This window comes from Microbacterium saccharophilum (genome assembly GCF_007992455.1).
Taxonomy (GTDB): Bacteria; Actinomycetota; Actinomycetes; order Actinomycetales; family Microbacteriaceae; genus Microbacterium; species Microbacterium saccharophilum.
In genome coordinates this window covers 21709-36437 of record NZ_BKAH01000020.1, presented here as the reverse complement: position 1 = coordinate 36437, position 14729 = coordinate 21709, and the positions used below count along the sequence as shown (strand labels likewise).

Below are 14729 nucleotides of genomic sequence, written 5' to 3'. Positions count from 1 at the left end.
CCACCCCGGAGCCGGTCAGCCGCGCAGGGCGCGGGTGACGGCGCGGGCCGCCTCGTCGAGCGCCGACGTCAGGTCGTCGACGACGGATGCTGCGAGGTTCCCGCCCCGCGCGACGTGGGTGCGCAGGTCGGCGCGCAGCGTCGCACGGAACTCGGACAGTGCGGCGTCGGCGCGATGCAGCTGCTCGCGCGACACCGTGCGCGAGTCGTCCGGCGGCGCCGATGCGCGGGATGCGCCGGACTTCGCCGCCTCCTGGTCGGACTGCGCCGCGGCCGCGAGGTCGGCCTGCAGGCTGCGCATCGCCTCGCGCACGCTGCCGCGCACCTCGTCGGCGATGAGCCGGACGCTGTCGGCCAGGCCGGCCTGGATGCCCTCGAGGTCGCCCGATCGCGCGGCGACCTCGGCCCGGCCGGCATCCGTGATCGCGTAGACGGTCTTGCGGCCGTCGACGGTCTTGGTGACCAGGCCCTCCTCCTCGAGCTTGGCCAGGCGCGGGTACACCGTCCCGGCGCTCGGGGTGTAGGTCCCGCCGGTGCGGTCGGAGAGGGCCTGCATGAGGTCGTAGCCGTGGCGCGGCGACTCGTCGAGCAGGTTCAGCAGGTAGAGGCGCAGGTCGCCGTGGGAGAAGACCGGGGCCATCACCACTCCTCGGGTGTCGGGGCGTCCTCGGCCGTGGGGGCGGTGGATGCCGTCTCGCGTCGGAGGACGGTGACGTCGCCGGACACGGAGTTCGCGCGCACGTCCACGAACCGTCCGCTGAGTTCGCCCGAGGAACCGCTGAAGTTGGTCGTGGGCCCCGTGCCCTGCCCCGAGCGCTTGACGCCGTCGACGAGCACGCGCCCGCTGACGCTGCGCACGACATAGTTGGCGGGGAGTCCCTCATCGAGACGGATGCTGGCATTGCCGCTCACCGTGTTGAGGTTGACGGACTCGGTGGGGCCGACCGAATCGACGAGCATGGCGCCCGAGACCGTATCGATCGTCGCCTTGCGGATCGTTCCGGTCGCGGCGACGTCGCCGGACACCGAGTTCGCGCTGAGCGCTCCCTCGAGATTGCGGATCTGCACATCGCCGGACACCGCATTGGCGGACAGGTCGCCGGTGAGCCCGTCGACGATGATGTCGCCGGAGACCGTGTTGAGCTTCGCGTCGGTGGCGAGCCCGGACACGAGGGCGCTGGCGCTCACGACGCCCAGGTTCAGCCCGATGCCCCGGGGGACGGCGACGCTGATCTCGGCCTTGGGGCCACCGGTGCCGAAGTTGCGGAACACCTCGAGGAAGTTGTCCCAACGCAGCTGTGCGTGGTCGATCTCCACGACGTCGCCGCTGGCCTCGATCCGGAGGTCCTTGACGGCCACCGCGTGCACTTCGATGCGGATGCCGGGTTCGTCATGGGCGACGACGTCGATCTGGCCGCCGACGAGCCCGACTTTGAGCTTGCGGATGTCGTCGAGGTCGATGACGCGGGTCTCGCCCGGGTGGATGATCCACTTCTCGAGGGTCATGATGTCTCCTGAATGATGAGGGCGATCAAGATATATCGCGTTGTGAAGGAAGGTAACACGATATATCTCGATAGGGAAGGCCTCGCGGCGAACGCTCAGAAAGAGCGCTTGACCTTGACGTTGCGTCAAGTTCTAGCGTGGGACGCATGAGAGATGAATGGTCGATCCAGCAGATCGCCAAGCTCGCCGGCACGACGAGCCGGACCCTCCGGCACTACGGCGAGCTCGGACTGCTGCCTCCGTCGCGGGTGGGCGGGAACGGGTACCGGTTCTACGACACGGCCGCACTGGTCCGCCTCCAGCGGATCCTGCTGCTGCGCGAGCTCGGGCTCGGGCTGACGCAGATCGGCGAGGTGCTCGAGCGGGAGACCGACGAGCGCCGAGCCCTCGGGGCGCACCTGGCGTGGCTGCGCCGGGAGCAGGACCGGCTCGCGCGGCAGATCGCGGCGGTGCAGGCGACCATCGACGCAGGGGAGGGAGGTGAACTGATGGCAGAGGACATGTTCGACGGCTTCGACCACACGCAGTACCAGGACGAGGTCGTGCAGCGCTGGGGCGAGAACGCCTATCGCGACAGTGACCGCTGGTGGCGAGGCATGAGCGACGCGGAGAAGGCCCAGTGGAAGAAGGATGCCGAGACGCTCGGCCGTGACTGGCTCGTCGTCGCCGGAAGCGGCGTCGAGCCCACGGCTCCGGAGGCGCAGGCGCTCGCGGAGCGGCACGTGGCGTGGCTCACCGGCATCCCCGGCACGCCCGCCGCGGATCCGGACGGCGACGTGAAGGGCTATGTCACGGGTCTCGGCGAGATGTACGTGGCAGATCCGCGCTTCGCCGCCAACTACGGCGGGGAGGAGGGCGCCGCGTTCGTGCGCGACGCGCTCCGCGCCTACGCCGCGGCGCACCTGTAGGGCCCCACGGCCAAAAGAAGACGCCCCCCGTACCGAGGTGCGGGGGGCGTCTCACAGGGTGGATCAGGTGCGGCTGCCGCCGCGTACGACGCGCAGCAGGAACGCGATCAGGGCGATGACGCCCACGATGATGGCGACCCACAGCAGCCAGTTCAGGGCGGTGTTCAGACCGCCGACGATGGCCAGAATGATGGCGATCACGATGACGATGATCAGTGCGAGATTCATGTCTTGCTCCCGTTCTCCCGTCGCCGCAGGTGAGCGGGACGAGCAGCGCGTTGATGTACCGCAACCGTAGAGCCCGCCGTGAAGGCGACGCCACCCCTTGACGGGGTATCGGCAACGGTGCTAGCGGGCGCATGCCGCCGGCGGGGCGGTTGTCAACCCCTTCTTCGGCTCGGCCGGCATCCCCTAGCGTCGAGGGAGGCGGCCGTCGAACGACCTGAAGGAGGAGCCATGCCCGCGGGACGTGGATCGAACAGCCTCAAGGACCCCGAGCTCTACGAGGAGCTCCGGAAGGACGGCGCGTCGAAGGAGAAGGCCGCACGCATCTCCAACGCGGCAGCCCGCGACGGGCGGAAGGCGGTCGGTGCCCGCGGCGGCAGCTCCGGCGACTACGAGGACTGGACCGTCGCCGAGCTCCGCGCCCGCGCGAAGGAGCTGGGCCTGACCGGCTACTCCGGCACGCGCAAGGCGGAACTGATCTCGATGCTGCGAAACCACTGACGTGCCGCGGCTGAAGAGGGTCCGGCCGGGCACGGATCCCGGATTCACGCGCATCCGCGCCGGGTCCGGGTTCCGCTATGTCGACGCCGACGGCGACGCCCTGCCCCGCCCGGATGTCGAGCGCATCACGGCGCTCGTCATCCCGCCGGCGTGGCGCGACGTGTGGATCAGCCCGTACGACAACGGGCACATCCAGGCCACCGGCGTCGACGACGCCGGGCGCCTGCAGTACCTCTATCACCCGCAGTGGTCCGCGGGGCGGGACAAGGGCAAGTACGCCCGCGCGCTGCAGCTGGCGGAATCGCTGCCGCGGGCGCGCGGGCGCGTCACGACCTCGCTGCGCCGTGACGCGCTCGACCTGGAGCGGGTCCTGGCCGTGTCGTTCCGCATGCTCGACCAGGCCGCGCCCCGGGTCGGGTCCGAGCGGTACCTCGAGCGCCACGGAAGTCGCGGGCTCACGACGTTGCTGCGGCGCGACGCCGCCGTCGACGGCTCGATCACGAGCCTGCAGTTCCCCGGCAAGAGCGGCAAGCACCAGCGGCTGCAGATCGACGACGCCGACCTCTCCGCGGTCGTGGAGCTCTTGGCGGCGGGCCGCCCGAAGTCCCCGCTCCTCGCCTACGAGCGGGGTCGACGCCGTGTGCCGCTGACGCCCCGGGAGGTCAACGCCTACGTCCGCACCATGACCGGCGGCACGTTCACCGCGAAGGACTTCCGGACGCTCCGCGGCACGATCCTCGCCGCGGATGCGCTCGCGCGCATCGGCACCGTCGACACCGCGAACCAGCGGAAGAAGGCGGTCGTGCTCGCCGTCCGCGCGACGGCGGAGGCCCTCGGGAACACGCCCGCCGTCGCGAAGAGCTCCTACATCGACCCGCGCGTCTTCAAGAGATATGAGCAGGGCCGGCTCCTCGACACGTCCAGATCACCGGAATCGGCGATCCGTGCACTGATTCTGGGGTGATCCGCCCCTAGCGTGGGGCCGTGGCATCCGGTCGCTGGTTCTCCCCGGCCGCCCTCCTGCTGGTGGTCGCGGGTGGAGCGGTGGGCGTGGGCGCGCGCGCCGCCCTGACGCTGCCGCTGGATGCCGGTCACCCGCTGCTCGTGCCGGCGGTGACGGCGGCCGTGAACATCGCCGGATCCTTCCTGCTCGGCCTCGTCGTCGGCGGCCTCGCCGAGCGGCATCCCGCGCTGCGCCTCTTCCTCGGCACCGGGGTCCTCGGCGGGTTCACGACCTACAGCGCCTTCGCCGTGCATGCGGTGACGACCTTCACGGCCGCACCGGTGGTCGGGATGCTGCTGGTCGGGGTCTCGGTGTTCGCCGGCGCCGTCGCGGCCGGGGTCGGGCTCATCGCCGGGCGGCAGATGGCCGGCGTGCCGGACGAGGTCGAAGCGCCCGAGGTGGCGGAGTGAACGGGGTCGAGATCGCCGCGCTCGTCGTCGCGGGCGGCCTCGGCGCCGGCGCGCGGTACGTCGTCGACGGCCTCGTCATGCGCGGACGGACGGGCGCCTTCCCGCTCGGCATCCTCGCCGTCAACGTCTCGGGCGCCTTCCTGCTGGGGCTGCTGACCGGGCTCGGGGCGCTCCTCGCGCCGAGCTGGCTCGCGATCGCCGGGGTCGGCCTCCTCGGCGGATTCACGACCTTCAGCACCGTGTCGGTCGAGTCCGTCCTGCTCGCGCAGCGCGGCCGGCGGGACTGGGCGTGGCTCAACCTGATCGGCACGCTCGGCGCGGCCGTCGTGGCCGCCTCCATCGGGCTCATGCTGGGCGGCCTGCTGCCCCGGTGAAACCGGCGATCCGGCGGGCGGGGCATGGGATACTGAACTTCGATACACGTCTGTATCGGTCGGCCGTCCGCGGCCCTTCCTCGACCGCTCGAAAAGGCCTCCCTTGTCGAATCTCGCCGTCCTGAGCTTGAAGAACCGCGCGCTCATCGCGCTCATCACGATCGTCGCCGCGATCTTCGGCGGCCTCGCGCTGACGAGCCTCAAGCAGGAGCTCATCCCCTCGATCGAGTTCCCGCAGCTCTCGGTGCTGACGACCTACCCGGGAGCGTCGCCCGACGTCGTCAACAACGACGTCTCGACCCCGATCGAGACGGCGATCCAGGCGGTGCCCGGACTCGAGTCGACCATCGCCACGAGCACCACGAACGCCTCGATCATCCAGGCGTCCTTCACCTACGGCACCGACCTCGCCACGGCCGAGCAGAAGATCCTCCAGGCCATCAACCGCATCAAGGGCGATCTGCCGGAGAGCGTCGAGCCCAACGTCGTCTCGTTCTCGCTCGACGACCTCCCCGTCATCGCGCTCGCCGTCACCGGCTACGACGACGAGCGCACGATCGAGTCGCAGCTGCAGACGAGCGTCGTCCCCGACCTCGAGGACATCGCCGGCGTCAGCGCCGCGCAGATCATCGGCGGGCAGAGCGAGCGCGTCACGATCGTGCCCGATCAGGCCGCGCTCGCCGCCGCCGGGTACACGCAGACCGCCATCACCGACGCCCTCGAGCAGAACGGCCTGCTCTTCCCGGGCGGCTCCGTGACCGAGGGCGAGCAGACGCTCACCGTCCAGACCGGCGCGAAGCTGGCATCCGTCGACGAGATCGGCGCCCTGCCGCTCGTCCCCGGCACCGCCGAGCAGCTCGCCGGCGGGGCGGTGACGATCGCCGACGTCGCCGAGGTCTCCCTCGGCCAGGACCCGGTCACCTCGATCTCCCGCGTCGACGGCGAGCCGGCGCTGACCATCTCGATCACGAAGCTGCCGTCCGCCAACACCGTCGACGTGTCCCGCCTCGTGACGGCCGCCGTCCCCGATCTCCAGGACGCCATCGGCGACGACGCCGAGTTCACGATCGTGTTCGACCAGGCCCCCTACATCGAGCAGTCGATCGAGGCGCTCGCCCAGGAGGGGCTGCTCGGCCTCGTCTTCGCGGTGCTCGTCATCCTGGTGTTCCTGCTGTCGGTGCGCTCGACGCTCGTCACGGCGATCTCGATCCCGACGAGCGTGCTCATCACCTTCGTCGGCATCCAGGCGTTCGGGTACTCGCTCAACATCCTCACCCTCGGTGCGCTGACCATCGCGATCGGGCGCGTCGTGGACGACTCGATCGTCGTCATCGAGAACATCAAGCGGCACTACGTGGGGGATGCCGACAAGCGGACCGCCATCCTGCTCGCCGTCCGCGAGGTGGCCGCCGCCGTCACGGCATCCACCATCACCACGGTCGCGGTCTTCCTTCCCATCGCCTTCGTGGGCGACGTGACCGGTGAGCTGTTCCGCCCGTTCGCGATGACCGTCACGATCGCGATGTCGGCGTCGCTGCTCGTCGCCCTCACGATCGTCCCCGTCCTGGCGTACTGGTTCCTGCGCCCCGGCAAGCAGCTCGTCGACGGGTCGGGACGCCCGATCGACCCCGAGGACCCGGACGCACCGCCGTCCCGCCTCCAGAAGTCCTACCTCCCGATCCTCCGCTGGACCCTCAAGCACTCCTGGGTCACGCTGCTCCTCGCCGTGCTGGTGCTGGCCGGTACCGCCGCCGCCGCGCCGTTCATGAAGACGAACTTCCTCGGCGATTCCGGGCAGAACACGTTCACCGTGACGCAGGAGCTCGGCCAGGCGCCAAGCCTCGACGCGGAAGACACCGCCGCCGCGACCGTGGAGGAGGCGCTCCTCTCCGTCGACGGCATCGAGACCGTGCAGACCTCGATCGGCTCGAGCGGGTCGGCCATCCGCGACGCGTTCGCCGGCGGCAGCGCCGGCATCACGTACTCGATCACGACCGACCCGGATGCCGACCAGATCGCCGTCCGCGAAGCCGTGCAGGAAGCCGTCGCCGACCTCGAAGACGTCGGCACGATCTCCGTGTCCGCCGGTCAGGGCGGATTCGGATCCAACGACATCGAGATCGACGTCACGGCGCCGAACTCGCAGACGCTGCAGGAGGCGACGGACGCCGTCGTCGCATCCCTCGAGGGCGAGGACGGCGTCGGACAGGTGACCTCGAACCTGTCCGCCTCCCTGCCCTATGTCGCCGTCACCGTCGACCGGGCGGGCGCCGCCGCGCGCGGGCTCTCCGAGGTCGCTGTCGGGGCGCTCGTGTCGAGCACCATGCAGCCGCGCCAGGTCGGGTCGGTCGAGATCGACGGGACCGCGCTGACGGTCTACCTGCAGGCGGCGTCGATCCCCGACACGATCGCCGAGCTCAAGGAGCTGCAGATCGCGAGCGCCGCCGGGCTCATCCGCCTCGACGAGGTCGCCACCGTCGAGCAGAGCGAGGGCCCGACCTCGATCACGACGCAGCGCGGGCAGCGCACCGCGACCGTCACGGTCTCCCCGTCGACGGACGACCTCAACGCCGCGTCGGCGACCGTCACGACGGCGCTCGCCGACGTCGAGCTGCCGACCGGAGCCGACGCCCAGGTGGGCGGGGTGCTCTCGCAGCAGACCGACGCGTTCTCGCAGCTCGGACTCGCGATGCTCGCGGCGATCCTCATCGTCTACATCGTCATGGTCGCGACCTTCAAGTCGCTGCGTCAGCCCCTGCTGCTGCTGATCTCGGTGCCGTTCGCGGCGACCGGCGCCATCCTGCTGCAGATCGCGACGGGCGTGCCGCTCGGCGTCGCGTCGCTCATCGGCGTGCTGATGCTCATCGGCATCGTCGTGACGAACGCGATCGTGCTGGTCGACCTCGTCAACCAGTACCGCGCGAAGGGGCTGTCGGCGCACGACGCGACAGTCGCCGGCGGCGCGCGTCGCCTGCGCCCCATCCTCATGACGGCCCTCGCGACGATCTTCGCGCTCACGCCCATGGCGCTCGGGATCACGGGGCACGGCGGGTTCATCTCGCAGCCGCTCGCGATCGTGGTCATCGGCGGTCTCATCTCCTCGACCGTGCTGACGCTCCTCGTGCTGCCGACGCTCTACAACCTCGTCGAGGGCGCCCGCGAGCGCCGCGCCGCGCGTCGGGGTGAGCAGGCTGTGGGGACCCCGGCCCTTGCCCCTGCCGGGATGCCGGTCGCCGCAGGCGTGGGCGTCACCGGCGCCGCGCCGACGGAAGCCGCACTGACGACGCGGCGCGAACGCCGCCTCCTGGAGGCCGCGGCGACCGCCGGCATCCCGGTCGTGACGGCGCCCGCCCTCGTCCTCGCGCCGGAGGGTGGCGCCGCCGCCGAGCCGGTGATCGAAGAGTCCCCGGACATCGAGATCCCGGTCGCGGCGCCCGCCGTCACCGGCGAGGTGGAGGCCGTGGAGCCGGTCGAGCCAGGCGAGCCGGTCGCGCTGGTGGAGCCGGTCGAGCCGGTCGAGCCGCCGTCTGAGGATGCCGAGGTGGCCGCGGGTGCTGCCGAGGCCGAGGTCGAGGCCGAGACTGCGTCCGAGCCTGAGGATGCTCAGGCAGTCGAGGGGTCCGCCCTGGCCGCGTCCGAGTCCGAGTCCGAGTCGGAGTGGTCTGTCGCCGAGGAGTCCGCCGGTGACGCGGGCGAGACTGTCGCCGAGGAGTCCGCCGGTGACACGGGCGAGCCTGCTGAGGTCGATACCGAGCCGGAGTTCGACGGCGCGGAGCACGACGCGTCCGCCTCGGAGCACGACCCCGCGGAACACGACGCGTCTGATGACGACGCGCCCTGGGGCGAGCGCCGGGACTGACCTCCCGGCATCCATCGCCCGCCCCCGACGACGCAACGGCGGAGATCGTCCCGCATCCGAGGGGTGGATGCGGGACAGCGGCCCACAGGCGCCGGATCTCCGCCGTTGGGTTCGGCCAGGTGCCCCGCCGGGGCGCGGTGGAGGGCGTCGGCACTCTCCCAGGCGGGACCTGTACAGTGGATCAGTCGGCTCTGGACACCGCGATGCGCTCGCGGATGGGTTTGTGAGTCCAAGGGGCCGATGGTGGGAGCGAATCCGCTCCGACGACCATCACTGTGAATGGCCCCCGGCCGACGGATGTCCGGGTTACTCCACGCCGCTGTGCGGCCGCGCGAGCGCGCGATCTGAGGAGTGCTGTTCTCGCACGAGACAACCCAGAAGGACATCACCATGCCCAAGAACAAGAAACCGGCCGGCGGCCGGGCTCAGAACTTCGAGCCCCGCTACGGCAACAAGACCTCCTACCAGGACCTCAAGCGCCGCCCGGGCCAGGCCTCGGCCGGCAAGCCCGGCAGCAAGAGCCCGAGCCACCGCGGCTTCCGGCCCGAGACCGAGGATGCCGGCAAGAAGCAGCGCTGGACCGCCCAGGAGCGTGCCGGCCGCGATGAGGCCCGTGGGATCCGCTCGCACACCCGCACCGATGACCGCCCGGCGCGCTCCTACGATGACCGCCCGGCGCGTTCGTACGGCGACCGCCCGGCCCGTTCGTACGACGGCCCCGCGCGCGGCGACCGCGTGTCGCGCGACGACCGCCGCCCCGGCGACGGCCGCCCCTCGTTCCGCGACGACCGTCCCCGTCGCAACGACGACCGCCCGGCTCGTTCCTTCGACCGCCCGGCCCGTTCGTTCGACGGCCAGCGTCGCACCGACGACCGTCCGGCTCGTTCCTTCGACCGCCCGGCCCGTTCGTTCGACGGCCAGCGTCGCACCGACGATCGCCCGGCGCGCTCGTACGATGACCGTCCTGCTCGGTCCTTCGACCGTCCCGCTCGGTCCTTCGACGATCGTCCCCGTCGCACCGGCGACCGTCCCGCGCGCTCGTACGACGACCGTCCCGCGCGCTCGTACGACGACCGTCCGGCTCGTTCCTTCGATCGTCCGGCACGCTCGGACGACCGTCCCGCGCGTTCGTTCGACGACCGTCCCCGTCGCACCGATGACCGCCCGGCGCGCTCGTTCGACCGCCCGGCCCGTTCCAACGACGACCGTCCGGCCCGTTCCAACGACGACCGTCCGGCCCGTTCCTTCGACCGTCCGGCCCGTTCGTTCGACGACCGTCCCCGCCGTTCGAACGACGACCGCCCCGCGCGCTCGTTCGACGACCGTCCCCGCCGCGATGACCGTCCGGCGCGTTCCTTCGACCGTCCGGCCCGTTCCGACTGGAACGCCGAGACGAAGTCCAAGGCGCACGAGGCGCACGTCGACGTCGTGCACGAGAAGCTGCAGGCCGAGGCCGTCCAGGCCGAAGCGGTCGCCGATGTGACGTTCTCGTCGCTCGGCCTCGGCGACAACATCGTCCGCGTCCTCGCCGATCTCGGCGCTCCGTCGCCGTTCCCCATCCAGGCGGCCACCGTGGCCCCCATCCTCGAGGGTCGCGATGTCCTGGCCCGTGGCCGCACCGGCTCCGGCAAGACGATCGCCTTCGGCGCCCCCCTGGTCGAGTCGACGCTGCGCGACCAGGCCGGTCAGCGCCGCGAGTTCGGCCGCAAGCCGAAGGCACTCATCCTGGCCCCGACGCGCGAGCTCGCGCTGCAGATCGATCGCACGATCCAGCCGATCGCGCGCTCGGTCGGACTCTTCACGACGCAGATCTACGGCGGCGTGCCGCAGGCGCGCCAGGTCGGTGCGCTGAAGAAGGGCGTCGACATCATCATCGGCACCCCCGGCCGCATCGAAGACCTGGTGGAGCAGCGCAAGCTCGACCTCTCCGAGGTCCGCATCGTCGTCCTCGACGAGGCCGACCACATGAGCGAGCTCGGCTTCCTCGAGCCGATGCAGCGGATCCTCCGCCTCGTCCAGGACGGCGCGCAGAAGCTGCTCTTCTCCGCGACGCTCGACCGCGAGGTCGCAGCGCTCGTCGACGAGTTCCTCGTGGACCCTGCCGTGTACGAGGTCGCCGGCGAGGACCAGGACTCGGGCACCATCGACCACCGCGTGCTCGTGATCGACCACCGCGACAAGGCCGACATCCTCAGCTCGCTCGTGGACCGCGACGGCAAGACCCTCGTCTTCGCCCGCACCCGCGCGTACGCGGAGATGCTCGCCGAGCAGTTCGACGACCTCGGCATCAACGCGGTCGCCCTGCACGGCGACCTCAACCAGGCCAAGCGCACGCGCAACCTGGAGCGTCTCACCTCGGGTCGCGTCAGCGTCCTCGTCGCCACCGACGTCGCCGCCCGCGGCATCCACGTCGACGACATCGACCTGGTCATCCAGGCCGACCCGCCGGACGAGTACAAGACCTACATGCACCGCTCCGGCCGCACCGGCCGGGCGGGCCGCTCCGGCACCGTCGTGACGCTCATCACGCGTCAGCGTCGTCGCAAGATGACCGAGATGCTCGAGCGTGCGGAGATCGACGCGCCGTTCCAGGACGCGCGACCCGGGGACGATGTGCTCGAGGAGATCGCCGGCCGCCAGCTGGCGAACGTCGACGCCTGACCGCATCCGCTCTGCCTGAGACCTCCCCTGCGGAGGACATTCCATCCCGGAATCGTCCTCTGCAGGGGAGTTCTCCGGTTGTGGGGTGGATGGATGCCGGCTGACGGCGGCGCAGGCCGCCCTCCTGCGGTGAGCGCGGTCGCGCCGTACCATCGGGTCATGGCATCCGCTCGTCGTTCGGGGGCCGTCATCACGCTCGGCGACGGTCTTCACGGCAACGCCGCTGATGTCTGCGCTAGCGTCGGAATCCGGAATCCGGCCGGCGTTGCCGAACCCCATGAGGCGGTTGGCCGTCGTCAGGTGAGGTCTGCGTGCGGCCCCGGTGGTCGAGCCGGTCACGTGTTTCCACCCGCGATCCGTCAGGAAGCGGTGATCGCCGGAAGCGACAAGCTGGGTCCCGTCGGCCAGCGTGACGCGGAATGCCTGCTTCCGTGACGACCACTTCGCGCGAACCTGAGTGCGAACGTAACGCCGGTACGCGCCGCGCACCTCGGTCCCGATGATTTCCTCACCCACGGCGATGTCGCCGATCCGTCGCTGCCGGCCATCGGCCATGAGGACGGGGGTGTCGGGTGAGACGCAATAGACGCAGGCATGACTGCAGCCCCGGTACGGGTTCACTGTCCAGGAGAACGGCATCGCCGACGAGGCGGGCACGTGGTTGAGCGCGGACTTCGCGAGCACCTCGTGGAAGGTCATCCCGTGGAACTCGGGCGTCGTGACACTGCGGACCAGGCCGCCCATCGACTCCAGGCCGGGGAGTGCCGCGGCATCCTCCGCGCCGATCGCCTGTCCCTGCCACCGCATCCCCATAGTAGAACATAACCACGAAGGTCCGACAAGGCTGATCGTCGAAAAGTTCGATGCGACACGGTGTGCCGCCGGGTCCCTGTGCGCCTCGCCGCGGCGGTGGACAATGGGACCGTGCCGCACCCCGAGCCGCTCACTCGTCGCGCCGACGCACCCGCCGTGGTGGCGCGTCGCGCGCGTCAGCGGCGCGCGCGACGGCTCCGGCTGACCTTCGTCACCGTGGTCGGCACGACGCTCGCCGTCGGCGCGACCACCGCGCTGTCGGCGGCGATCGCCGGGCCGGTCGTCGACCACGGCGTGGCGCTGAACAACGCCAACTCCTCCGTCTCCGTGCCCGTCGCCACGGCGCTGCCCGTGCCGCAGCAACGGTCCGCCACCTCGCAGGCGCCGGCGGAACCCGCCGTCGTGGAAGGCCTGTGCGCCGCCGAGCCGGTGCGGTCCGCCCTCTCCGACGGGTCGGATGCCGACGTGATCGCCGCCGTCGGGGGCGTCGAGGCCTTCCGCTCCGCCGTGATCGACGGCACGGCACCGTGCCTCGACACCGCCGACGCCGCGCGCATCTGGGTGGTCGTGAACAAACGGCATCCCCTCGACCCCATCGACTACTGGCCCGTGCCGCAGGCGCAGGCCGCCGACGTCCCGCGCACGAGCGGGGGTCACATGCGCGCCGACGTCGCCGAGGCGCTCTCCCGGCTCGTCGCCACGGGACGAGATGAGGGCGCCGGGTCGATCGGGGTCAACAGCGGCTTCCGGTCGTACGAGCGACAGGTGTCGACCTACAACGGGTACGTCGGGTCGCTCGGACGCGCCCGCGCCGACCTGACGAGCGCGCGACCCGGGCACAGCGAGCACCAGACGGGGCTCGCCGTCGACGTCGTCGCGTGCAGCCCGGGATGCGGTGGCATCGAGGCGTTCGGCCGCACCCGGCAGGCCGAGTGGGTGGCAGAGAACGCGTGGCGGTTCGGGTTCGTCATCCGGTACGAGGACGGCGCCACCGACGTCACCGGCTACGAGTGGGAGCCGTGGCACCTGCGCTACATCGGTGTCGATCTCGCGCAGGCGTACCACGACGGCGGGTTCCACTCGCTGGAGGCGTTCTTCGGCCTCGAGCCGGCGCCCGCCTACGCCGGCTGACGCCGCGCCGGAGCATGGGTCAGACTATCCACAACGTGCGGAACCCAGTCCCGTCTTCGGTGAGATGCAATCTCACATGAGGGCGGTCGCCGCGCGTATGGTGGCCTAGAATCTTCGCGGCGACGGGGCCACGTCCCCTTCCGCCGGCAGACTGCGAGAAAGGACGGCGCCCATGGAGCGCGACATCTACGACGAAGACCACGAGGCGTTCCGCGACGTCGTCAAGGAGTACGTCAAGCGCTACGTCACCAACGAGGCCCGCGAGCGGTGGGATGCCGCCGGCGAAGTCGACCGCGACACGATGCTCGCTGCCGGCGCGGCCGGCATCATCGGCCTGTCGGTGCCGGAGGAGTTCGGCGGCGCGGGCATGCTCAAGGACTACCGCTTCCGCGCGATCGTCAACGAGGAGATCATCCGCGCCGGAGCGGGATCCCTGGCCGGTGCCTTCGGCATCCAGGACGATCTTGCCGTTCCGTACCTCGTGCACATGGGCACGCAGGCGCAGAAGGAGAAGTGGCTGCCCGGCATGGCGACCGGCGAGATCATCGGCGCGCTCGCGATGACCGAGCCCGGGGCGGGCTCCGACCTCCGCGGCATCAAGACGACCGCGAAGAAGGTCGACGGCGGCTACATCGTCAACGGCGCGAAGACGTTCATCTCCTCCGGCAAGACCGCCGACCTCATCGTCACGTTCGTCAAGACCGGCGAGGGCAACCGCCCCGACGCGTTCAGCCTGCTGCTCCTCGAGAACGGCATGGAGGGCTTCGACCACGGCAAGAAGCTCCACAAGATGGGCTTCCAGGGCCACGACACCGCGGAGCTGTCGTTCACCGACGTCTTCGTCCCGGAGGAGAACCTCATCAGCGGCAAGGAGGGCATGGGCTTCGTGCAGCTCATGATGAACCTGCCGCTGGAGCGCCTCTCGATCGGCGTCGCGGGTGCGGCCGCCGCCGCCGCGGGCCTCGAGTGGACCCTCGCGTACACGAAGGACCGCGAGGCTTTCGGCGAGCGGATCATCGACTTCCAGAACACCCGCTTCAAGCTCGCCGACGTCGCCACCACGGTGGATGCCCTGTGGGCGTACATCGACCGCGCTCTGAAGGCCTACTCCGAGGGCAAGCTGTCCGCCGAGGAGGCCGCCAAGGTCAAGTTCTGGGCGACGGAGCGCGAGTGGGAGGTGCTCGACACCTGCGTGCAGCTGCACGGCGGCTACGGCTACATCACCGAGTACCCGATCGCCCGCGCGTTCCTCGACGCCCGCGTGCACCGCATCTACGGCGGCACGAACGAGATCATGCGCGAGATCGTCGGAAGGCAGCTCGCCGGCAAGCGCTGACGG

The 14729-nt window shown here is 70.8% G+C and carries 13 protein-coding genes and 2 pseudogenes; 10 read left to right on the top strand and 5 right to left on the bottom strand.

The features are described 5' to 3' along the window. Positions 1-15: 15 nt before the first annotated feature. Together MSA03_RS13745 and MSA03_RS13740 are read right to left on the bottom strand one after the other, a co-directional pair. Positions 16-639: a PadR family transcriptional regulator gene (locus MSA03_RS13745; RefSeq protein ID WP_147051446.1), complete on the bottom strand. Its 624-nt coding sequence runs from the start codon at positions 637-639 to the stop codon at positions 16-18. Then, the gene (locus MSA03_RS13740; RefSeq protein WP_147051445.1) at positions 639-1505 is read right to left on the bottom strand and encodes a DUF4097 family beta strand repeat-containing protein; all 867 of its coding nucleotides are present in this window, start codon (positions 1503-1505) and stop codon (positions 639-641) included. The genes MSA03_RS13745 and MSA03_RS13740 overlap by 1 nt, the downstream gene beginning before the upstream one ends. A 146-nt stretch (positions 1506-1651) precedes the next feature. On the opposite strand from MSA03_RS13740, the gene MSA03_RS13735 reads away from it, so the two are divergent. Then, positions 1652-2413 (top strand): MerR family transcriptional regulator, encoded by a 762-nt coding sequence (locus tag MSA03_RS13735; protein ID WP_147051444.1) that lies wholly within the window; start codon positions 1652-1654, stop codon positions 2411-2413. 63 nt (positions 2414-2476) lie between these two features. Here MSA03_RS13735 and MSA03_RS13730 read toward each other — a convergent pair whose 3' ends face one another. Then, positions 2477-2641 carry a hypothetical protein gene (locus tag MSA03_RS13730; protein WP_147051443.1) on the bottom strand — a complete coding sequence of 55 codons (165 nt, stop codon included), beginning with the start codon at positions 2639-2641 and terminating at the stop codon, positions 2477-2479. 228 nt (positions 2642-2869) lie between these two features. Between MSA03_RS13730 and MSA03_RS13725 the strand changes: the two genes are divergently transcribed. The 7 genes from MSA03_RS13725 (at position 2870) to MSA03_RS14515 (ending at position 11881) form a co-directional block, all read left to right on the top strand. Then, positions 2870-3139 carry a DUF7218 family protein gene (locus tag MSA03_RS13725; protein ID WP_147051442.1) on the top strand — a complete coding sequence of 90 codons (270 nt, stop codon included), beginning with the start codon at positions 2870-2872 and terminating at the stop codon, positions 3137-3139. Between the two features lies 1 nt (position 3140). Then, positions 3141-4103: a DNA topoisomerase IB gene (locus MSA03_RS13720; RefSeq protein ID WP_028497192.1), complete on the top strand. Its 963-nt coding sequence runs from the start codon at positions 3141-3143 to the stop codon at positions 4101-4103. Positions 4104-4123: 20 nt separating this feature from the next. Next, the gene (locus MSA03_RS13715; protein ID WP_244946442.1) at positions 4124-4552 is read left to right on the top strand and encodes a fluoride efflux transporter FluC; all 429 of its coding nucleotides are present in this window, start codon (positions 4124-4126) and stop codon (positions 4550-4552) included. Beyond that, positions 4549-4926, top strand: coding sequence for a fluoride efflux transporter FluC (locus MSA03_RS13710; protein ID WP_028497194.1), 378 nt, complete (start codon positions 4549-4551; stop codon positions 4924-4926). Before MSA03_RS13715 ends, MSA03_RS13710 begins: the two co-directional genes overlap by 4 nt. Positions 4927-5029: 103 nt before the next feature. Next, positions 5030-8785 (top strand): efflux RND transporter permease subunit, encoded by a 3756-nt coding sequence (locus tag MSA03_RS13705; protein WP_147051441.1) that lies wholly within the window; start codon positions 5030-5032, stop codon positions 8783-8785. 390 nt (positions 8786-9175) lie between these two features. Then, a complete protein-coding gene (locus tag MSA03_RS13700) occupies positions 9176-11446 on the top strand; it encodes a DEAD/DEAH box helicase (protein ID WP_147051440.1) in 2271 nt (756 codons plus the stop codon). A 159-nt stretch (positions 11447-11605) separates the two neighbouring features. Further along, complete coding sequence (locus tag MSA03_RS14515) at positions 11606-11881, top strand: hypothetical protein (RefSeq protein ID WP_218028830.1); 276 nt, start codon at positions 11606-11608, stop codon at positions 11879-11881. Here MSA03_RS14515 and MSA03_RS14595 read toward each other — a convergent pair. Together MSA03_RS14595 and MSA03_RS14590 are read right to left on the bottom strand one after the other, a co-directional pair. Next, positions 11864-12001, bottom strand: a pseudogene (locus MSA03_RS14595) (hypothetical protein); the annotation flags it as partial. The gene MSA03_RS14515 and the pseudogene MSA03_RS14595 overlap by 18 nt on opposite strands. Positions 12002-12010: 9 nt before the next feature. Continuing rightward, positions 12011-12253, bottom strand: a pseudogene (locus MSA03_RS14590) (Rv2578c family radical SAM protein); the annotation flags it as partial. 117 nt (positions 12254-12370) lie between these two features. On the opposite strand from MSA03_RS14590, the gene MSA03_RS13690 reads away from it, so the two are divergent. Continuing rightward, on the top strand, positions 12371-13390 hold the full coding sequence (locus tag MSA03_RS13690) for a M15 family metallopeptidase (RefSeq protein ID WP_244946441.1): 1020 nt from the start codon (positions 12371-12373) through the stop codon (positions 13388-13390). Positions 13391-13562: 172 nt separating this feature from the next. Then, on the top strand, positions 13563-14726 hold the full coding sequence (locus tag MSA03_RS13685) for an acyl-CoA dehydrogenase family protein (protein ID WP_147051438.1): 1164 nt from the start codon (positions 13563-13565) through the stop codon (positions 14724-14726). Positions 14727-14729 lie beyond the last annotated feature (3 nt).

Coding starts and splice junctions, on each gene's coding strand:
- MSA03_RS13735 (WP_147051444.1), top strand. CDS start 1,652: ATGAGAGATGAATGGTCGATCCAGCAGATCGCCAAGCTCGCCGGCACG.
- MSA03_RS13745 (WP_147051446.1), bottom strand. CDS start 639: ATGGCCCCGGTCTTCTCCCACGGCGACCTGCGCCTCTACCTGCTGAAC.
- MSA03_RS14515 (WP_218028830.1), top strand. CDS start 11,606: ATGGCATCCGCTCGTCGTTCGGGGGCCGTCATCACGCTCGGCGACGGT.
- MSA03_RS13730 (WP_147051443.1), bottom strand. CDS start 2,641: ATGAATCTCGCACTGATCATCGTCATCGTGATCGCCATCATTCTGGCC.
- MSA03_RS13740 (WP_147051445.1), bottom strand. CDS start 1,505: ATGACCCTCGAGAAGTGGATCATCCACCCGGGCGAGACCCGCGTCATC.
- MSA03_RS13685 (WP_147051438.1), top strand. CDS start 13,563: ATGGAGCGCGACATCTACGACGAAGACCACGAGGCGTTCCGCGACGTC.
- MSA03_RS13700 (WP_147051440.1), top strand. CDS start 9,176: ATGCCCAAGAACAAGAAACCGGCCGGCGGCCGGGCTCAGAACTTCGAG.
- MSA03_RS13725 (WP_147051442.1), top strand. CDS start 2,870: ATGCCCGCGGGACGTGGATCGAACAGCCTCAAGGACCCCGAGCTCTAC.